At 61.2% G+C, this 19,845-nt stretch carries 14 protein-coding genes; 7 read left to right on the top strand and 7 right to left on the bottom strand.

What is annotated here, in order from left to right; translation table 11 throughout:
* Positions 1–28: 28 nt before the first annotated feature.
* From ONB52_09185 to ONB52_09165, 5 genes are all read right to left on the bottom strand, one after another.
* Positions 29–1,486: an aminoacyl-histidine dipeptidase gene (locus tag ONB52_09185; GenBank protein ID MDZ7416316.1), complete on the bottom strand. Its 1,458-nt coding sequence runs from the start codon at positions 1,484–1,486 to the stop codon at positions 29–31.
* Between the two features lie 198 nt (positions 1,487–1,684).
* The gene (locus ONB52_09180; GenBank protein MDZ7416315.1) at positions 1,685–2,614 is read right to left on the bottom strand and encodes an ATP-binding protein; all 930 of its coding nucleotides are present in this window, start codon (positions 2,612–2,614) and stop codon (positions 1,685–1,687) included.
* A 105-nt stretch (positions 2,615–2,719) separates the two neighbouring features.
* On the bottom strand, positions 2,720–3,781 hold the full coding sequence (gene amrS, locus ONB52_09175) for an AmmeMemoRadiSam system radical SAM enzyme (protein MDZ7416314.1): 1,062 nt from the start codon (positions 3,779–3,781) through the stop codon (positions 2,720–2,722).
* 294 nt (positions 3,782–4,075) lie between these two features.
* Positions 4,076–6,310 carry an FdhF/YdeP family oxidoreductase gene (locus ONB52_09170; GenBank protein MDZ7416313.1) on the bottom strand — a complete coding sequence of 745 codons (2,235 nt, stop codon included), beginning with the start codon at positions 6,308–6,310 and terminating at the stop codon, positions 4,076–4,078.
* 193 nt (positions 6,311–6,503) lie between these two features.
* Complete coding sequence (locus ONB52_09165) at positions 6,504–7,412, bottom strand: DUF4349 domain-containing protein (protein MDZ7416312.1); 909 nt, start codon at positions 7,410–7,412, stop codon at positions 6,504–6,506.
* Positions 7,413–7,662: 250 nt separating this feature from the next.
* Between ONB52_09165 and ONB52_09160 the strand changes: the two genes are divergently transcribed.
* The 5 genes from ONB52_09160 to ONB52_09140 all read left to right on the top strand — a co-directional run bounded on the left by ONB52_09160 (position 7,663) and on the right by ONB52_09140 (position 13,294).
* The gene (locus ONB52_09160) at positions 7,663–8,169 is read left to right on the top strand and encodes a hypothetical protein (GenBank protein ID MDZ7416311.1); all 507 of its coding nucleotides are present in this window, start codon (positions 7,663–7,665) and stop codon (positions 8,167–8,169) included.
* A gap of 185 nt (positions 8,170–8,354) precedes the next feature.
* Positions 8,355–8,804, top strand: a complete 450-nt coding sequence (locus tag ONB52_09155; protein ID MDZ7416310.1) for a LytR C-terminal domain-containing protein — start codon at positions 8,355–8,357, stop codon at positions 8,802–8,804.
* Positions 8,805–8,981: 177 nt separating this feature from the next.
* Positions 8,982–10,352, top strand: coding sequence for a hypothetical protein (locus ONB52_09150; GenBank protein MDZ7416309.1), 1,371 nt, complete (start codon positions 8,982–8,984; stop codon positions 10,350–10,352).
* Positions 10,353–10,434: 82 nt separating this feature from the next.
* Positions 10,435–11,850 (top strand): ATP-binding protein, encoded by a 1,416-nt coding sequence (locus ONB52_09145; GenBank protein ID MDZ7416308.1) that lies wholly within the window; start codon positions 10,435–10,437, stop codon positions 11,848–11,850.
* A gap of 25 nt (positions 11,851–11,875) precedes the next feature.
* Positions 11,876–13,294: a tetratricopeptide repeat protein gene (locus tag ONB52_09140; protein ID MDZ7416307.1), complete on the top strand. Its 1,419-nt coding sequence runs from the start codon at positions 11,876–11,878 to the stop codon at positions 13,292–13,294.
* Positions 13,295–13,883: 589 nt separating this feature from the next.
* On the opposite strand, the gene ONB52_09135 is transcribed toward ONB52_09140, so the two are convergent.
* A complete protein-coding gene (locus ONB52_09135) occupies positions 13,884–14,078 on the bottom strand; it encodes a hypothetical protein (protein ID MDZ7416306.1) in 195 nt (64 codons plus the stop codon).
* A 19-nt stretch (positions 14,079–14,097) separates the two neighbouring features.
* Here ONB52_09135 and ONB52_09130 point away from each other — a divergent pair, with 19 nt between their 5' ends.
* Positions 14,098–15,777: a phosphodiester glycosidase family protein gene (locus ONB52_09130; GenBank protein MDZ7416305.1), complete on the top strand. Its 1,680-nt coding sequence runs from the start codon at positions 14,098–14,100 to the stop codon at positions 15,775–15,777.
* A 554-nt stretch (positions 15,778–16,331) separates the two neighbouring features.
* Here the strand turns inward: ONB52_09130 and ONB52_09125 are convergent.
* Complete coding sequence (locus ONB52_09125; GenBank protein ID MDZ7416304.1) at positions 16,332–18,089, bottom strand: long-chain fatty acid--CoA ligase; 1,758 nt, start codon at positions 18,087–18,089, stop codon at positions 16,332–16,334.
* A 1,100-nt stretch (positions 18,090–19,189) separates the two neighbouring features.
* On the opposite strand from ONB52_09125, the gene ONB52_09120 reads away from it, so the two are divergent.
* A complete protein-coding gene (locus ONB52_09120; GenBank protein ID MDZ7416303.1) occupies positions 19,190–19,789 on the top strand; it encodes a hypothetical protein in 600 nt (199 codons plus the stop codon).
* Positions 19,790–19,845: the final 56 nt, after the last annotated feature.

Here is a 19,845-nt window from a genome sequence, read left to right as displayed (position 1 = left end):
ATGATGAAACAGCACAGCGCCGAACACGCTAATCCGAGAGTTTCTTCAACACACCCAGCAGCAAACGGTAGTAGTTTGCCACGGAGGGAATCTTCACGCGCTCATCGGGCGAATGGGGGGATTCGATTTGTGGTCCGAGGGACACCATGTCCATGCCGGGATATTTCATGCCAATAATCCCGCACTCCAGGCCGGCATGAATGGCCTTCACCGCCGGCTCGGTGCCAAAGAGTTCTTTGTGCACCTGTTTGGCAACCTGAAGCACATGCGACTCGAGATTGGGCTTCCAGCCGGGATAGCCTGCGCTCTCCGTGACCGTCGCACCAAAGGCTTCCCCGATGGCACGGATTTGATCGCGCAGTGCCTGCAAAGCGGTGTTCACCGAGCTGCGCGTGCTGCAGTGGATGTGCAAGCCCTTTTTGCGGGTCTCCACCACCGCCAGGTTGGTGCTGGTCTCCACCAAGCCGGGGATGTCGTTGCTCATCATGTGAACGCCATGCGGCAGAGCCGTCAACAAGCCCAGCACGCGGCGCGTGGTCTTGCCGGTCCAGCAGGTTTTGGTGCGGGCTTTTTCGATGGTCAGATTGAGGTTGGGATCAACCGTGGCATATTCGCTGCGAATGGCGTCAATTTGCGCCTGCAGGGCCGTGAGAAAATCATTCTGCTTCTTGGCGGAGACCAGCACGGTGGCGAAGGCTTCACGCGGAATGGCATTGTGCTTGTTGCCGCCGGCAAAACCCGCCAGCCGGAAACGCAGCGCGGTGGTGTTGAGCAGACTGTACAGGGCGCGCGCCAGCAGCTTGGTGGCGTTGCCGCGCTGCAGATGAATATCCACCCCGGAATGCCCGCCGCGCAGACCGGCGAGTTTCAGCCGCAGCGCTTGCATGCCCTTTTCCACCCGGTCTTCCTTGAGTGGCAGCAGCAAATCCGTGCCCGCGCCGCCGGCACAGCCGACATAGAGCGCACCTTCTTCCTCGGTATCGAGGTTGATGAGTTGCCGGCCGTTGAGCAGATCCTCCGCCAGGTTGTTGGCGCCGGTCAGGCCGGTCTCCTCATCGACGGTAAACAAAAGCTCGAGCGGACCATGGGGCACATCTTTGGCCTCCATCAGCGCCAGAGCCGAAGCCACACCGATGCCGTTGTCCGACCCCAGAGTGGTGCCGGTGGCATAAAGATAATCACCTTCGCGGCGCGGGAGGATGGGATCCTTGCTGAAATCGTGCTGCACATCGGAGTTCTTGTCGTTCACCATGTCGAGATGGCACTGCAGCACGGTGAGGGCTGCCTGCTCGCGGCCGCTGGTGGCCGGTTTCTTCACCACCAGATTGCCGGCCGCATCCTGCTGGTAGCTGAGGCCGTTCTTTTGGGCGATACTGATGACGTATTCCCGTATCGCCTTTTCATTGCCTGAGCCGCGGGGGATCTTGAGAATCTCGTCAAAATGTTTCCACAGGTTGCGGGGCTCCAGCTCTGCAACAAATGACATAAGACGGCTCCTTTCCGGGTAGGAATCGGGAGGCTGGGCTTGTGTGTCCACCCAGCCGGTAACATGGGAAGAACGGTGCGCAGAAACAACCCCCGGCCCTCCCCGCCGGCCGGTCCTGCTGCACAGCAGCCGCGCATCAGCGGCATCATCATCCTGAGGTGGGGGAAACAGGCGGAGTCGAAGGTTCGCGCACTGCAATCAACTGATGCCGGGTTCAAAGGGCCGGCGGTATTTGATCAAACGCACACTGTTTCCTTTGCGGTTGAAATGCACTTCATCCATGAGGCGGTACATCATGTAGATGCCGCGGCCACGCGGCTTGTAGAGATTCTCGGGGGCGGTCGGGTCGGGCAATTGACGGTGGTTGAAACCCCTGCCGCTGTCGGTAATCTTGATTTCACCCAGGTGTTCGTCGACCCTGGCTTCGACCTTGACACGCAGGCTGGCGTCAAAGTGGTGACCGTGTTCCATGGCGTTGGTCAGGGCTTCGACGATGGCAATTTTGATGTTGATTTCCTCCAGACTGATGATGCCGAGACGCACGAACATCTCGGTGAGCTGGTTGGCGGCGCCGGTCACGTAGTCGAGACTGCTGGGCAGTTCGAAGCGCAGGGTTTGGCGCAGGCCGGGCAGCAAACGGGCGGGTTTGATGGTGTCGTACGTGAAGACCAGGATTTTGCGCAAAGCGCTGATCGCCTGGCGCGGCTGGCAGGGCATGGGAATCAGGTGCAGCGCGCCGGCGTTGAGTGCACCAATGGCATCGTTCATCCGGCTTTTGTCGGCCAGCACGATGATCGGCAGGAAAGGGAAGCGGTTGCGGGTCACTGCCACCATCTGGGAGGCCGGCATGTCCACTGCCGGAATCTCCAGCAGCAGGGCGTCGCAAAATTTCTGTTGCAGCAGACTGAGCGCGTGCTGTGCCGAATGGGTGAGGTTCACCTCCATGCCGTTTTCGCGCAGCGCTTGCAACAGCTCGTCATTGCGTTTGGCCTGGCCGTCCACCAGCAACAAGCGCGGCACATAGGTGTCCGGGGCGGGGTGGGGCGTCTCCACTTTCAGACCGGCATCCTTTCCGCGTTCGGAGATGGGCGCGGGGGAATCATGATCTTTGCGTCTTAAAATCAGCATTCCTCGAGCGCGAATTGATGATCTCTCATGACAGTCCTGACCTTCCTGTACAGACACACTCCCCTGCCCCCCGGGATTCCCGCCCGGGTCCGCCGGACGCTGCCTTCAAGCCAGCACCTCATAGCGCGGCGCCGCGGGTATACGGTGCCGGGCCGGCTCCGCGGTGATGAGCGGCACGTGATGGCCGCAGCGCGGGCACCGTCCCTCCTGCAAATTGATTTGCTGCACGCTGTGCCAGGAGCGGCGAATCAGCAACGCACCGCACCCCGGGCAATAGGTGTTGTTGCCCTCCCGGGTGACGACGTTGCCAATGTAGACATAGTGCATCCCCATCTCCATGGCGAGCCGCCGCGCCGACTCCAGAGTTTGCGGCGGCGTGGGCGGCAGGTGCATCAGTTTGAAGTCGGGATGAAAACCGGTAAAATGCAGCGGCACCTCCGGCCCGAGATGCTCGAGAATCCACCCGCACATCGCCTGCAACTCCGCACGCGTGTCGTTGAGCGTGGGGATGATGAGATTGGTGATCTCGAACCACGTCGTGCCGCGGCGCTTGAGCGCTTCGAGTGTTTCCAGCACCGGCTGCAGCCGCGCCAGACAGGTCTTGCGGTAAAAATTGTCGGTAAAAGCCTTGAGATCGACGTTGGCAGCATCCATGTGATCGAAAATGGCCGGCAACGCTTCCGCTGTCACGTAGCCGGCCGTGACCATCACGGTCTTCAGGCCGGCGGCGTGCGCGGCCCTGGCAGTGTCGATGGCGTATTCCGCCCAAATCACCGGGTCGTTGTAAGTGAATGCGATGCTGGGGCAGCCGTATTCCAGCGCCGTGGCCACCACCTTTTCCGGCGGAAAGGGCGTGGCGCGTGCATGATCGTAACGCGCCTTCGAAATATCCCAATTCTGGCAAAATTTGCAGCCGAGATTGCAGCCGGCGGTGCCAAGCGAAAGGATTTCTGTGCCGGGGAGAAAATGTGAGAGCGGTTTCTTTTCGATGGGATCGATGTGAACGGCGTAGGGATTGCCGTAGGCCAGCGAATACAACACTCCATCTTCGTTCTTGCGAACGAAGCAGAAACCGGTCTGTCCCTCGCCGATCTCGCAGTAGCGCGGGCAGAGATAACAGAGCGTCTTGCCGTTATCCAGCTTGTTGTAAAACTGCGCCTCGACCATGTCTCTCCCAGTGGCTGTCAAGCGGCCGAAAATACGCATCCACCATGCAAAAAGCAAGGGAGGATTGCGGCTTGCGGCAATCCCTCCGTTACCTGTTGGATCACGGCGCAGGCCTCCCGGCTTGACGACACAAGAGGTCTGCGCTCCCCCATGCAAGCCGGGGCGATCCGGCTTGTGCCGGTGTTGTGCCGCCGGGCTGGCCCTTGCTGCGGCCGCAGGGTGGCGCAACCCGCCCCCGGCTTTGTCAGGCATACCGGCCATTTCGCCCGCACGGGTGGGGGCGGGCAGCGGACCTCAGCCGGCGGGCACGACCTCGACGGTGGTGTTGTAGTCCGGAATGCCGCAGGCCGGGTCGGTCACGCCGCGCTGAATGAGAACATTGCCCTCCGGCCAGTGCACTTCCAAGTTGCCGGACCGGATGGCCGCAAGCTTGATGCGGCCGCGATATTCCCCGAGATGATTTTTGAGCACGGCCCAATCGCCCTCGCGCAAGCCCAGGCGCCGCGCATCATCGGCGTTCATGAAAATATCGTTGCGGCGCGCGCCGGTGAGCGGATCGCGTTCGGCATGCACCATGCTGTTGAACTGTTTGCCGCGGCGGGTGGTCACCATGAACAGATTGGTGCCGGCCGGGCGCGGCGGCGGAGAGAGCACGGCAAAATGCGCCCGGCCGCTGGCCGTGGGGAAGTGCCAGCCTTCACACAGGTGCGGCCCGCCCCACTGCAGGGCATCCCCGCTTTGACGCAAATGTTGAATGCCGTCATAAAATGGCACGGTGCGGGCAATTTCTTCGCGGATGTGCTGCGCACTGTCGAAATGAATCAGAGGGCGGCGCTCCGGATAAACCCGCTCGGCGAGCTCCATGAAGATTTCCCATTCACTTTTGGATTCGCCGACGCGGCGGCCGGAAATTTCGGGGGAAAAGTAAATGCGGCGCTCGGTGGAAGTTTCCGTGCCGCCGCCGGCTTGCTCGTACCGGGTGCGCGCCGGCAGCAACAGCACCGCCTCCCCGGGCGCCACGAACATTTGCGGCGAGAGCACGATGTCCTGATGCACGCGCCACGGCAGGGCGGCGAGCGCGGCGCGCACGAACGCCGGATCCGGCAGGGTTTCGAGAAAATTGCCGCCAGCGGCATACAACAGCTCCAGACCGCCGTCATGCGCCGCTTCAATCATTTCCACCGCGGAAAGCCCCTGGTGCGCAGGCACGGCAAAGCCCCACTGCGCGGCAAGCTGCCGCGCGTTTTCCTCATTCACCGGCACACCGCCGGGCAGAAGGTTGGGCACCGCGCCGACTTCCGCGCCCGCCTGCACGCCGCTGTGTCCGCGAATCGGCACCAGCCCGCACTTCTCCCGCCCGACAAAACCCCGGGTGAGCGCGAGGTTGATGATCGCCTTGACGTTTTCCACGCCGTGCCGGTGCTGGGTGATGCCCATGCTCCACACGAACACCGCGGTCTTCGCATTCGCCACCATTTGGGCGAAAGCCTGCATGTCCGCCGCACTCGCGCCTGCAGCCTGCTCCAGCTCCTGCCAGCTTTGTTGTGCCAGTGCGGCCTGCAGCGCGTCGAACCCTGCGGTGTGCTGTTGAATGAAATCGCGATCGACCCAGCCGGCGGCGAGCATGTGTTTGATCGCTCCGTTGAGAAAGGCAATGTCCCCGCCAATGTGCACATGAAAGAAGGCATCGGCGAGCCGGGTGCCGAACCATGCGCTTTCGAACACCGAAGGCACCCAGTAGCGTTCCAGGCCCGGTTCGCGGTAGGGATTGATGACCACGATCCTGGTGCCCTGCTTCTTGGCGTAATACATGTACTTCGTCGTCACCGGCTGGTTATTGGGTGTGTCACTGCCGATGAAGACCAGCAAATCGGTGCCCAGCCAATCACGATAGGAGCAGGTGGCGGCCGGCACGCCCAGCATCTGCTTGAGTGCAACCGTGCTGGGCGCGTGGCAGATGCGTGCAGAATTGTCGATGTTGTTGGTGCCGAGGAAACGCGCCACCTTTTGCGCGACGTAGTACACCTCGTTGGTCAGGCCGCGCGAGGTCAGGTAAAAGCCGAGGCGGTTTGGCTGCGTGGCACGAATCCTTGCAGCAAGGATGCCATACGCTTCCTCCCAGGTCAGCCGCTGAAATCCCTTCTCCCCGGCGCGCCGGATCATGGGGTAGGGCAGGCGGCCCAGGCGGCGCAGCTCGGCGGCATTCATCTCCTGCAGCGGCCGGTTGCCCCGCCAGCCCGCCGTCACATCCGCCAGCGCACGAATGTCCAGCGCCGGCGCCGTGTTCAAGCGCATGAGATGAAGGCGTACCATGCAGAGATGCACGCCCGGCAGCGTGAAATCGCGCATGCCGGCGGTGCCGAGCGCGCACCCATCGCACACGCCCTGTTTGAGAATGCGCCAGGCGAACGGCAATTGATCGCGGTTCTGCCACACCGCTTTTGCCATTTCCCAGTAGTGATTGGGTTTGACCTGGCCCAGACCGTTGGGAATGAAGGAAACCCAGGTTTCCGGAGAAAAGAGCTTCATGGCAATGCTCCTCGAATGCTCACCGCCGATGTGTGGGCAGAGACGGCCGGGCGGTGGCATCATCACGCGCGTGCGGCGGGCGCTGCCGGGTGATTGCATCACACCGCCGGCACGGCGCCACCGATTGTTCCCGCACACTGCCCTGTGTCTTCACATTGTGTTCCGGGGCGGCAACGCCGTGTTGTCGTTTGCATTATTTGCCGGCAGCCGCCGGCGGATGTCCTCGGAAGCGGCGATACCATTTTCGCATGCCCCAGCCCGCCAGCCAAAACACCGGCACCAGCGGCAATACTGCAATCACAAACGTGATGGTGCCGCTCAATACGTCGCCAAAGCCCGCGAGCCCGTTTTCAAAGCCGCGTTTGAGTTTGCCCCAAAAGCTGTCGCGGCCGGTGGTGATCAGCGGCCGCGGCTCATGCCAGAACACGGTGATGGTCGACAATGCCACTTGATCGGAAAGATAGCGCTGCCGGCCCTCCAGCCGTTCGATTTCCTCGCGCACATTGGCGAGTGCCTGCTCGACCTCCAGAATCTCCGTGGTTTTGACCGCGGTTTTGAGAATCTCCAGAAAGCGTTGCTCCGCCCGGCGCTTGTTGTTCAGCCGTGCGCTGAGATCATAAAACTCCTCGGTCACGTCGTTGCCGCTGATATTCTCGTTCTCCACTTTTTTGACCAGCCTTTTGAGCGCGGCCAGCGTGGTCTCGAATTTGTCCGCGGGCACGCGCAGCACCAGCGTGCCGGACTGGCGCCCATCCTCGTCGCTGCGGGTTTCCGACGAGACGAGATAGCCGCCACTCTCCTCGACCAGGGCGCGCAAGCGGCGGGCGGTTTCCTCGAAGTTCCCAACCTCGCAGGAGAGCGAGGCGGTTTGGATGATCAGGCGCCCGGAAGCAACCGGCGCGGAGGGAATGGCAGCCGACATCTTTAAATCCACGGTGTGGGCGGCGGACAGCTCCTCCGCGCCGCCGCCTTCCTTCTCAGCCGCCGGCAGAATGCGGGAGTAGCGTGTCGCATGCAGCGGCGATTCGGCTTGGTGAGAGTCGCAACCGGAAAGAAAAAGCAGGAAAAGCGGGAACAGCAAAAACGCCGGAGGCAATTTCATGACTTGTCTTCCTTGAATGGTTTCTTGCCGGGCACGCTGACGCCATGAGCGGGGATGACAACGCACGGCACAGTGCAAGCATACACTTTGCACGCTCCAAAAGCAAGCGATTAGCCGGGGACAGCCGAAAAACCGTTTGACTTTACCGACAAAATTTACTATTTAATGCGTGCAAAAATCGCAAGTTCACTGAGGCGGAAGCGAGGCAGGTATCAAGCACGGATCGACGCAACACGAGGAGCAAGCCATCATGAAGAAGATCACCTTCGTTCTGTTGGTGCTGATCACGCCGACACTCGCCACGGCACAGTTGCAAGAACAGACCCGGCCGGTTTCCTTCCCGAGTTTGTTGACGGCACCCTTCAACCAGCCGCAGGGCTTGATCGGTCTGCTGGGTTTGAATCCCAACCGCTTCAGCATGCAGCAAAGTTATTCGCTGTCCTACCTGAGCCTGGGCGGTCAGGGCTTCAGCCAGGGCCTTTATTTGAACACCATGGGCTACCGCGTAGCCGACAACCTGCAGGTGGCGCTGCAGTGGGGCGTGCGCAATCAGCCGCTGGGCGCCTTCGGCGTGCGCGGGCTCAATCAAAACGGTTTCTTCCTTTCCGGCGCCCGCCTGGAATACCGGCCGGGCCGCAACACCGCACTGAGCGTGCAGTTCAGCAGTTACCCTTCTTCTTCTTACCTGCCGTACCGTCATTATGACCGCTGGTGGGATCCGGCGCCCGCGCTGACGCCCCTGCCCGGCGACAAATAAACCGAGTGCATCAATGACTCGCCCGTGCGGGTCATTTTTTTGTCGGATCATCAAGGTTCAAGTTGAGGAAACGGAGCGTGCCGAAGCAACGTATGGCAACCCCGAGCCGGTCAAAGAGCACCTCTTCGCCTGCGGGCAGCCCGCGGGCGATGGCCAGGCGCACGGGCACGAAAGGAAGCTACAATTTGAAGAACGGATTCCTCTCGGTCGCCCTGTGGGGCCTGGGCATCATCAACGTGGTGTTGATCGTTTCATTCGTCAGCAAGCATTTTCTCTCCGGCACCGAGCGGCCGATGAGTGCGGAGACTCTCGCGGAGGCACCAACCGCGGAAAATGCCAAGATCGAGGTGCTCAACGGCTGTGGCGTCAGCGGCCTGGCGCGCAAGTATGCCGACCTGCTCAGAGCGCAGGGCTTTGACCCCGTCACCGTCACCAACTACGAGGGCGGTGTCAATGTGCCGCGCACCTACATTTACGACCGGCGCTCGAAAAACATGGAAAACGGCCTGAAGATCGCCAAAATCCTCGGCCTGCCGGAAGAGTATGTGGTTTACCAGGCCAGCCCGGAACGCTTGGTGGCCGCGACCCTGATCATCGGCGAAGATTACAAGCAGATTCCGGTCAAGCCCAAGTGAGTGCGACTGCCGGCACCTGCCGGTGTGGCGAAATTACGAGCGGCGGCCTCTCCCGGATATGACGCCCCCGTTTGCGCGTGTCTCGCCGTCTGATTTTTTTCGTTGGGCTGCCACGCGGGTGCGCACTGCACCGCCGTCTCTCCCCCTATGGTGGCAAGCCATTCGCTGCCTCGTCCCGTGAACAAACTGCGCACTGCCTTGTGGATGGCGTTCTACAATCTTCTCGCCATCCCTTTTCTTTTTGTCCTCTTTCACCTCGTCGCCACGCTGCTGGGCCGCACGCGCACCGGCGCCAAAATCAGGCTGGGCCGTCAGGGGCGTGCCCATTTGTTTGCCGGCCTGGCGGAGCAAATGGCTGCCTTTCCGCCCGACCGCCCGCGCTTTTGGCTGCATGCCGCCTCGCTGGGCGAATGCGAACAGGCCAAACCCATTCTGCTCGAGCTCGGCAGGCATTTTCCCCACAGCGTGCGTGTGCTCACCGTCTTCTCGCCCAGTGCTTACCAGAATCTCTCCCGCCAAAACTTGCCCGCGGAAGTGATGTGCTATTTGCCGATCGACACTCTCACCAATGCCCGCCGCTTCCTGGCGCTGGTCAATCCCGCTGCCGGCGTGGTGATTCGCCATGACTACTGGCCCAACTTCATCTGGCAGGCGCGGCGCCGCGGCGTTTTCCTGCTGCTCGCGAATGCCAGCGTGAGCGCCAACGCCGCCACCAGGCGTTACTGGCCGGGCGTGCGACACTTCCATCGCGAGATCCTGGCCAACTTCGCAGTGATCGCCGCCGTCTCTCCGGCCGCGGCGGAGAGTTTGCAACCGCTGCTGCGCCATCCCGAACGGCTGCGCATTCTCGGCGATACGCGCTATGATCAAGTGCTGCTGCGCGCACAGCAGGCAGATCTCGGCAGGATTTTGCCCGCCAACTGGCGGCCGGAAGCCCCGGTGTTGGTTGCCGGCAGCACCTGGCCCTCCGATGAGGAAGTGCTGCTGCCCGCTTTCGTGGCGGCGCGGCAGCAGGTGCCCGGCTTGCGGATGATCCTCGTGCCGCATGAGCCGACCGCCGCACATCTCGCCGGGCTCGAGCAGCGCTTTCAGGAACTTCACCTGCCTGCCGCCCGGCTCTCACAGCCCGCGGCTGCAGGAGGGGCTGCGATCCTGCTGGTCGATCGCATTGGTGTTCTGGCCGAGCTTTATGGCGCGGGACAGATCGCCTTTGTCGGCGGCAGCTTTGGCCCGGGTGTCCACAGCGTGCTCGAGGCCGCGGCACACGGCATACCCGTGCTGTTCGGTCCGCGCATGAACAATTCACCCGAAGCTCTCGAAATGAAAAACGCGGGGCTGGGCAGAGTCGTCACCGATGTGGCAACCTGCACCGCCGGGCTGCTGGCGCTGCTGCAAGATCCCGCGGTTTGCAGGGAGCTGGGCCGGCAATGCCGCGCGTTTGTCGCCGCCAAAGCCGGGGCCACTGCCCGCATTGTCGATTTGCTGCAAACGGCCGGCGCTGCGCAGCGCTGGCCGTCTCCACTTCCATGCCCGCCACATTCTCCTTGATCTGCAGCACGACGTGTCGCATATTGCGGCGACGGGCGCAGCGCACCGCCCGTCAGGGAACTTCAAACTCGATGAGTACAGTATGCCGGCAACTGCCCCGACCTTCAAGCTTGCCACCAACATCACCGAAACCTACAACGCCGTCAATCCCGAGCAGCCGCTTTTGCCCGGCGATCCGCGTTACGTCGATTGTGCGCCGGTGCGCGGGGATGAGCACATCGTCAACATGATTGCCCAGCGCATCATTCGTGCCGAGGCGGCCAAGCCAGTGCAGCATCTCAAACAATTGCTCGCCGGCCATCGCGGTTGCGGCAAATCCACCGAACTGCTGTTGTTGAAAGATCGTTTGGAAAGAGAAGGTTTTTTCGTCGTTTATTTTGACGCCGCTCTCGAAATTGACATGAACGATGTCGACTATGCCGATATTTTACTGGCAATGATGCGGCAATTGGATTTGCAAGTGCGCGAAAGCCCGCTCGGCTTGCAATTGGATGCCGGCCGTTTGGACGACCTCGCCATGCGCCTGGCAAAAGTCACGCTCGAAAAAGAAGATCGCAACCTCGTCGAAAACACGCTCGAAACCGAATTTCGCGTCGAACCGCAGATTCCGTTCTTTGCCAAAATGATGGCCGCCGTGCGCGGCTTCCTCACCAGCGGCTCCACCTACAAAAAGCAACTGCGCGTGGAAATTCAGCAGCGCACCGCGCAGTTCCTCGAAGATTTGAACGATCTCATCGACAAGCTCCAGCAGCAATTGCGCGAGCGCGGCAAGGAGGGACTGGTCATCATCATCGACAGCCTCGACCGCATCATTCCGCATCCCCTGGATGACAAAGGCTGGCGCACCACCCACAGCGCCATTTATCTCGAACACGCCGATCATCTCAAAGCCCCGCACTGCCATGCAATTTACACCGTGCCCATTTCGATTTACTTCAACGAGAACCTGAGCAAGGCCTATCCCGATCTGCCGCTCATGCTGCCGATGATCAAAATTCGGGAAGAGAACGGCACAATTTGCGCGGCGGGACTCGAGGCCATGCGCCGTGTGGTTGTCCAACGGGTGCAGATCAAAAGCGTTTTTAAGAATAAAAAGAGCGTCGACAAATTGTGCCTGGCCTCCGGCGGCCATGTCCGGGACTTGATGATTCTCCTCCGCTACGCCTGCGACTACAGCGCGGAGCAAATCACCCCGCTGGCGGTGGACAAAGCCATTCGCGCCCTGGTGCGGGAATATGATCGTCTGGTGAAAGACGCGGATTTGCCGCGTCTGGTGCGCATCCACCGCGAAAAGCGCCTGCCCAGCGACGCCGAGTATGCCTTGCTGCCGTATCATTTGATCGTCCTGGAATATCAAAACGGCGAGCGCTGGGCGGATGTGCATCCGGCGGTGCAGGAAACCCGCAAGTTTCAAGAAGCCTGGGAAAATGAACCAAAAGCCCTCCCCCAAAAACCGGCCGCCAAAGCCGGCCGCAAAACCAGGCGCGCAGGCCGGTGAGACAAGACTGCTGGCACCTGAATTTTTGCAAGAAAGCCCCGGCGAGCAGGAAACGCTGCTGGCGTTCACGCGCCTGTTGACGCGCGCCCAGGGCTTCACCCTCGCCTTCGCCCGCGTGAATATGCCGGTGCAGCGCGCGCAACTGGTGCAGGAAATCCGCCGCCGGCTCGAACCGCAGGGCTTCACCTTCCTCGAGATCGAATTCACCGCACCCATTGCCGACCTGCTCGCCGAATTGTCGCGCCGCCTGCCCCCCGAGACCCGCGACCAGAAACCGCAAACCGGCGCAAGCGTTGCCCGGCGTGCCATTTTTGTTTATGGCCTGGAAAACTCCATTTCCTCCTCGGCCGTTTATCACCCGCTGCTGGCGGTGATCAATTACAAGCGGGAAAATTTCCGCGAACTCATTCCGTGGCCGCTGGTTTTGTGGGTGCCGGAATACGTGCTGCAGGCGATCATCGAAGGCGCGCCGGATTTCTGGGCCTGGCGCAGTGGCGTGTTCGAGTTTGCCGCGCCGCAGGCTGAGCTTGAAAAAATGTGGGGCCAATTCGAACCCGAACGCGGCAGCATGGTGCTGGCCCGATTGACGCTCGCAGAGAAAAAGCAACGCACTCAACTCCTCGCCAATTTGCTGGCCGAATACGAAGTGCATGAGAAAGCTGATACGCCGGAGATCATGGCGATTCGTGCCGACTTGTTGAATCGTCTCGGCCTGCTGTATGATTACTTGGGAGATTTGAACGAAGCCCTGAGGCATTATGAGAAGAGCCGGTCAATAAGGAAAAAACTCGGCGACCGGGCGGGCGAGGGCGCGACGCTGGGTAACATCGGCAACATTTATCGTGCGGCCGGGGATTACGCCACGGCGCTTTCGTATTTGGAAGAGAGTTTGAAAATAAGCCGCGAAATCGGCGACCGGCAGGGCGAGGGCGCGACGCTGAACAACATCAGTCAGATCTATGATGCGGCCGGGGATTACGCCACGGCGCTGGACTATTTGCAACAAAGTTTGAAGATTCGCCGCGAAATCGGCGACCGGGCGGTCGAGGGCAGGGCGCTGGGTAACATCGGCAACATTTATCGTGCGCGCGGGGATTACGCCACGGCGCTGGAGTATTTGCAACAGAGTTTGAAGATTCTCCGCGAAATCGGCGACCGGCAGGGCGAGGGCACGACACTGAACAACCTTGCGCACATTTATCGCCAGCAGGAAAAGCTGGAACAAGCTCTGCAAGCCTTCCGCGCAGCCCTGCAAATCGCCCGGGAAATCAATTATGCTGAATTGATTTTTGCTTCTTCCCGCAGTCTCGGCGAGCTGCTCTGCGCCCTCGGCCAAAAAGAGCAGGGCCTGCCCCTGCTCCGGCAAGCGCTCGAGGTGGGCCGGCAAATCGGGCATCCGGGAACAGACGCAGTACAAAAATTACTGCAAGAATACACAACGTAACGCAGGTTTCCAGCCTGCCTGCAGACAAGATGTCTGCGCTACGATCTCGCGCTACAGACGGCTGAGCGCCAAGCCTCCTGCCCAAAATTATTCAGAACCGCGAAGCCGCGAAGAACGCAAAGTTTGACCGATTTGATCGCGACGCCCACCCCCCAGGGGCATAGGTGTCAAGTTAGAGACTCATGTCCCACCCCTGTTGGGGGTGGAATGTTTACGGCGTGCGAATTCTGTAATTTTCCAAGCTCCGTAGGAGCGGCATGTAAATGCGCTATGTCAACTGTTCACATTCGACAATTCACATATCGTTCCTACGGAGCTTTAATCGCGCATTTGTGGTTTTCTATAAACATTACGGCGCTGAACAACCGGCCATCTCAAACCAACAATAACGCTCCTGGCATCTTAGTTTGACACCTATGCCAACCAGGGGGGTGGTGCAGAAAAAATTTTGCAGGCAAACTTGCGGTCAACTCCGTCAGGAGTGACCTGCCCGGCTCTGCTCAAAAAACCGCGCCAGATCATGAGAAATTTTACAGGCCACTCCTGACGGAGTTTAAAGACACGCAAGATGCCCCTGTCTACAAACAGTTCACTCCTGACGGCGTTTTGTGAACACGCCATTTCTTCCGGAGAACAGCGAGCCGGCGTGCCAAATTCGGGAAGAATACGCCGCCGGGCAAATTTCGAGCATGAATGCCAATTGCATCTTGGAGCCATGCCCTTCAGGCAGCAGCCCTGAAGGGGCTGCGACAAAAAATGTGAAACGCAGATTTTGTACAGCCATGATCTATGAGGAGCCCACCATGTCCTGCCGCCCAACATTGTCCGCGCTTTTCCCGCTTCTTTTGGCGGCCGTTGCAGCGCAAGGCCAAATCACCCTGACCTGGGTGCCGCGTGCGGATCTCAACGCCAGTCTGCCCGCCAGCCTGCGCGTCTATGAGGCCAGCAACAGCACCGTTCCAATTCACGCCTGGTATGTGAGCGCCGATCTGCGCGACACCACATGGCAGGCGCAAGCCCTGCTTTCCGATGAGAGCGATGGCAGGGAAACCGTTCCGCAATTTGCCGCCGGCGCCAAGTCGTGGATCGCGATCAACGGCGGCTATTTCGGCAGCAGCGGCGGCACCACCGCTTCCTTCAGCCTGGTCGCCGACCGAGGGGTGGTGCTGTCACCCAATATTGGCGCTTTGAATCGCAACGGTGTCACGTACTTTCCCACGCGCTCCGCGTTTGGCCTGCTGCGCGACGGCACGCCGGACGTGGCCTGGATCTATGACGTGGCCGGCGTCACTTATGCCTACCCGGAACCGAGTCCGAACAAGCAGGGCCAGCCCCAGCCGCAGCCGAGTGCGACTTTTCCGGCAAATGGCGCGCCCTGGCCGCTGTGGAATGCCATTGGCGGCGGGCCGGTGTTGATTCACAATGGCAGCGTGCGCATCACCTGGGAGGAGGAAGTTTTTTTCGGTTCCGGCATCGGCAACGTCGACGATCGCCATCCCCGCACGGCAGTGGGTTACACGGCAGATGGCCGGCTGCTGTTGATGGTGGTGGATGGCCGCCAAGTCGCGAGTCGCGGCGCTTCGTTGACCGAACTGGCGCAGTTCATGCTGGCGCTCGGCGCGGTCGAGGCGGTGAATCTCGATGGTGGCGGCTCTTCGACATTGGTGGTGGGACAAACGCTGATCAACCGGCCTTCCGACGGCGTGCCGCGCGAGGTGGCCTCCGCCTTTGTGCTTGCGCCCGGGAAAAGCGAGCCGCCGATTCCGGGTGAGACGCTCTATTTCGACACCGGGGATTCCTGCTGCTATCGCGAGCGCGGCGCCTGGTTCGAAAGCGCCAACACGCCGTTCTACGGCACCACCAAAGCGCGCTTGAATCAAGTGGGTGTCGGTCAGGATCGTGCAGTGTTTCGATTCGGCAATCTAACCGCGGGCCGGTATGAAGTTGCGGCCTGGTGGGTGCCGGCGGGCAATCGCGCCGGCAACACGCCGTTTTTCATTTTTCATGCGGGCGACAGCGTGCTGGTGCGGGTGGATCAAAGCAATCTGGCGACGCAGGGCAAGTGGAACGTGCTGGGGGAATTCGAGCTGGCAGCGGGGGATTGCGTGGTGGTGACGGACCAGGCGGCCGGCACGGCGTCGCCCGCTTATGTGTGCGTGGATGCCATCCGCCTGGTGCACCTCGGCGCGGGCAGTGCCGTGCGATCGGCGCAGACCGCCCCGCCCCGGCACTATGCACTGCAGGCACATCCCAATCCCGCGCGGCAGCAGGTCAAACTTTCCTTCTCGCTGCCTCGCGCCGGCCCGGTGGAGATTCGCATGCTGGATTTGCTCGGCCGGGTCGTGGCACGCACCTCGGGCCGGGCGCAGGCGGGGTTCAATCAGATGCAACTGGCATGGAGACATATCCCGGCGGGCAGGTATGTAATTGTCGCGACCACTGCCGCGGGCGAGTGGCACACGAGTCTGACGGTGGTGCACTGAGCGCTGCTCGGGGCGCATCTCCGGAAGGGAGAAAAATCTTCTTCATCCCGTTTCAAGTGGCAGCGCCGGTGCTGACTGTCGCGCGCCGGCATAGAAACTGGCGCCAGAGGGGGAATGGAGACCAACTACGGTATGCCGCGGCGGACAACGCGACAACGATCACGAAATGAATCCTGCCGGCCACCTCAGCGGGCAGCAAAGCAGCACTCAAAACCTCGAGTACCGCCCGCCTGCCGTCAGGAGCAAAGCCGGCAATCATGGCGCCGGATACTTCCTCCATCACTGTCGTGACCGGGGTGACGGACATCGTTCAAGAGCAAGCGGCCCGCGTGTGGCATCACGAAACATTTCGCGCGGGGGCGGGGAAGCTGCCAGCGGCACGCATCCACCTGCCTGCCGGGCATCCGGGTGCATGGTGTGAAGTCCGCCGGTGCGCTTCACCGGCAGGCGAAACCGCGCCACCCGGCAACCGGCTGGAAAATGGCGAAACACGCGCAACCTGCGGGGAGAAACCTCACAGCGCGCCATGAGGCGCCGCGACAAACCATCGCAAACTACTCCGCATACATCTCCTCCAGCAGCTTCTGATATTTCTCCGTCACCACCTTGCGTCTGATTTTGAGCGTGGGGGTCAGCTCGCCGCCGGCGATGGTGAAGTCGCGCGGCACGATGCGCACGCGTTTGACGCTCTCGAACGAGGCAAGCTGCTTGTTTTTCTCCTGCACCTCGGCTTCGATCAACGCCCGCACTTTGGGGTGATCGACCAGCTCATCGATACTCTTGAAGGCGATGCCCTGGCTGCGCGCCCAGGGTTCGACATACTCCGGGTTGAGGGTGACCAGGGCGGTGATGAACCTTTGCCGGTCGCCCACCGCCACCGCCTGGTTGATGTAGCGCGAGGTGCGCAGAATGCGCTCAATGCGCTGCGGCGCGACGTTTTTGCCGCCGGCGGTGATGATCAAATCCTTCTTGCGGTCGGTGATTTTGAGGAAGCCGTCGGCATCGATTTCGCCGATGTCGCCGGTGTGCAGCCAGCCTTCCGCATCGATGGCTTCGGCGGTGGCGGCGGGATTTTTGTAGTAGCCCTTCATGACGTTGGGGCCGCGATACAGCACTTCGCCGTCCTCCGCCAGTTTCATCTCGATGCCGGGGCCCACCGGCCCGACCGTGCCGAATTTGTTGTTGTCGATGCGGTTGACGTTGGTGAAGGAGGTGTTCTCGGTCATGCCGATGCCCTCCAGGATGGTGATGCCGCAGGCGTGGAAGAACTCGGCGATGCTCTTGTTGAGCGGCGCCGCGCCGGAGACCGCCCACTGCAGCCGGCCCCCGAAGGCCGCCTGCACCTTGTGCAGCACCAGCTTGTTCGCCAGACGGTGACGCCAGGCCAGGCCGGCGGGGATCGGCTGCCGCTGTTGCTGCAACTGGCTCACCCGGGTGCCGACGCCGAGCGCCCAGTAAAACAATTTCGCCTTGAGGCCGCCGGCGGCCTGCACATTGGCGAGCACGCGGGTGTAAATTTTCTCATAAATGCGCGGCACGCTGGCGATGAAATGCGGTTTGACCTCCTGCAAATTCTCCGCGACCTTCTCGATGCTTTCGGCAAAGGCGATGGTCTTGCCCGATTGCAGACAGAAGTAAACGATCAGGCGCGCGAAGACGTGCGCCAGCGGCAGAAACAACAGCGTGACCATCTCGCCTTCCAACGGCAGGCAGCGGCTGGCCGAGTCGGAAGTGAAGATGAGATTGTGATGGGTGAGCATGGCGCCCTTGGGCACGCCGGTGGTGCCGGAGGTGTAGACCAGCGAGGCGAGATCATCCGGCCGGATGGCGGCGGCGCGTTGCTCCAGTTCCGTCTCGCTCACCGCCTCGCCGCGCGCCAGAAACTCCTCCCAACTCCACACCTGTTGCGCGGCATCGCCCGGACCGTCGAAGACGATGAGATGGCGCAGCCGCGGCAGCTCCGCCCGCACCGACAAAATCTTGGCGAGTTGGTCGGCATTTTCCACGAAAATGACTTCCGCGTCGCTGTGGTCGATGATGTAGGCACAATCGGGCGCGAGATTGGAGGGATAGATGCCCACCGTCACCCCGCCGCAGGAGACGATGCCGAAATCACACTGCACCCACTCCAGCCGGGTCTGGCTGAGAATGTTGACCTTGTCGCCCGCTTTCACTCCGAGTGCCATCAGGCTGCGGGCAATCTGCCGGCAGCGCGCCTCATTTTCCTGCCAGCTCACCTCCTGCCAGCGGCCGTCGCGCTTGAAGCGGTAGGCCGGTTTGCTGCCGTTTTGCACACTGAGGTGATGCAGCATCTCATAAATCGTGGAATATGGCATGTGACCCTCTCCTCCGATGAAACGGTGATGATGACCGGGTGCCGTGCCCGATGATGAACGCGGTGGCCCTGCGCCGGCCGGCCGAACCGCTGGCCACCGGTTTTCGTCCATCACAAAATGCCACGCCGCACAGGCCTCCCCGACCTGACGGCGATAGGCCTGCGATTCGAAATACTTCACCAGGCGCGGCGAAAGCGGCAGGATTTGCAGATCCGATTCCCAGCGGAATTTTTCGCCACCGGCGGTGTTCACACAGCCGAGATCAATGGCCCAGGAAATTTCCGCAACGGTGTGCCCCTGGCAATCGCGTGCCAGCGCCTGCAGCATGCCTTCGCGCACCGGATCATAAAAATGAAAGTCGTGGTGATAAAAAAAGGCGTTGTGATAATACTCGGGGAAATTGGTGACCGCCTCCAGCTCCAGCCGTTTGGCGAGCTGCACCAGCATGTTGAGCACGCGGCGTGCCTGGCCCAGGCCGGGATGGCGCTGCCCCGGCAGGATGGGCCGCTCGGGGGTGAAATCCGCCTCGGGGTTTTGCAGCAGCAGCCACTCGATGGCGAGCACGCGCGGCAGGGGCTCACCCAGGCCATCCGCCAGCCGCCGGCGCGGCGCCAGTACGGTTTCGCGGCCGCGGAATTCCGCCAGCAGGCGCTCCGGCGCCACTTCGCGATGATAAAGCTTCAGAGCCTGCAGAAAGGGATCGAGCGGTTCGATCTGCAGCACCACCGGTGCCAGCCCGCGGGCGCGCAAGTCCGGCAGGAAACCGCTTTTCTCCAGGGCCGCCAGGATGTCGTTTTCGCGGCAGCGTCCCAGCCACAGCGAGGAACCGGCTTTGACGGCGAGCTGGTTGATGAGATCATCGGCGTCGATCAGACTCGGCTTGGTGAAATTCATCGCGAGCGGAGGATAAAGAAAATCAGCGGTAATGTCAAGACGGGTGGTGCGCAGGCGGAGCGGGCCAGTCCGGCAGCCGGTGCCAGGCCGTCTTTCACGGCACTGCGCGCGCTGCGGGCCGGCGGGGCGGGCCGTTGTGAGGGGATTTCGATCCACGCAACGGCATTCGCGGCCGAGATGAGGTGAAACAGTGCGGCCATTGCGAAGACGCAGGGCTGCACGGCGGACCGGTGCGACGCCGGCCTCCCCACGTTTTGGCGGGCAAACCGGTTTGTGTTTTCGCAACCAGCGGCTCGCCCGGGGTATGCAAAGCAGCCATCAACGTCAACATTTTCCAAACCGACAATGCGCTGCTGGGCATGACGCTTTGCGAAGAGAAATTGCCGTTGGGCAGTGACCGGCCCAAGCCTGGCCAACCGGGCCGGGGCGTTTGCGCCGGGCACTCGCGCATCTCGCGCAACATTGCGGCAGGGTTGCCTTTTTGTCAACCACGTCTCCTGCTGACAATCTTGACGAAAGAATTCTTCATGCTGCGCTTGCGCGCGTGCGACAAACGTTTGCCCGCGAATTTTTTTATGCCCCACCCCTTGGGTGGTTGGCGCTCGCGATCAAAGCGGCGTCTCTCGCGGAGGAGATCAATCCGGATGCAAAATTCAGGTGCAGGACAAATCTTTGCAGAAAACGCAAAGACGCGGAATCGCCAGGCCGCGATGAAAAACCTTGCGGGGTTCCTGGCGGCCGGGCTTCCTGGCGACTTTGCGTTCACGAAAATACTTTTGTAGTGCCTGAATTTTGCATGCCGGCTTGCTGTTGACCGGAAGAAATGCCTTGTTCACAA

Source organism: candidate division KSB1 bacterium, assembly GCA_034506255.1.
GTDB lineage: Bacteria > Zhuqueibacterota > Zhuqueibacteria > Zhuqueibacterales > Zhuqueibacteraceae > Coneutiohabitans > Coneutiohabitans thermophilus.
Note: the sequence above shows the minus strand (reverse complement) of the source record. Positions and strands in the feature narration are given on the sequence as shown.

Coding starts and splice junctions, on each gene's coding strand:
- ONB52_09135 (MDZ7416306.1), bottom strand. CDS start 14,078: ATGGCTGTACAAAATCTGCGTTTCACATTTTTTGTCGCAGCCCCTTCA.
- ONB52_09160 (MDZ7416311.1), top strand. CDS start 7,663: ATGAAGAAGATCACCTTCGTTCTGTTGGTGCTGATCACGCCGACACTC.
- amrS (MDZ7416314.1), bottom strand. CDS start 3,781: ATGGTCGAGGCGCAGTTTTACAACAAGCTGGATAACGGCAAGACGCTC.
- ONB52_09170 (MDZ7416313.1), bottom strand. CDS start 6,310: ATGAAGCTCTTTTCTCCGGAAACCTGGGTTTCCTTCATTCCCAACGGT.
- ONB52_09145 (MDZ7416308.1), top strand. CDS start 10,435: ATGCCGGCAACTGCCCCGACCTTCAAGCTTGCCACCAACATCACCGAA.
- ONB52_09130 (MDZ7416305.1), top strand. CDS start 14,098: ATGTCCTGCCGCCCAACATTGTCCGCGCTTTTCCCGCTTCTTTTGGCG.
- ONB52_09165 (MDZ7416312.1), bottom strand. CDS start 7,412: ATGAAATTGCCTCCGGCGTTTTTGCTGTTCCCGCTTTTCCTGCTTTTT.
- ONB52_09185 (MDZ7416316.1), bottom strand. CDS start 1,486: ATGTCATTTGTTGCAGAGCTGGAGCCCCGCAACCTGTGGAAACATTTT.
- ONB52_09180 (MDZ7416315.1), bottom strand. CDS start 2,614: ATGCTGATTTTAAGACGCAAAGATCATGATTCCCCCGCGCCCATCTCC.
- ONB52_09125 (MDZ7416304.1), bottom strand. CDS start 18,089: ATGCTGCATCACCTCAGTGTGCAAAACGGCAGCAAACCGGCCTACCGC.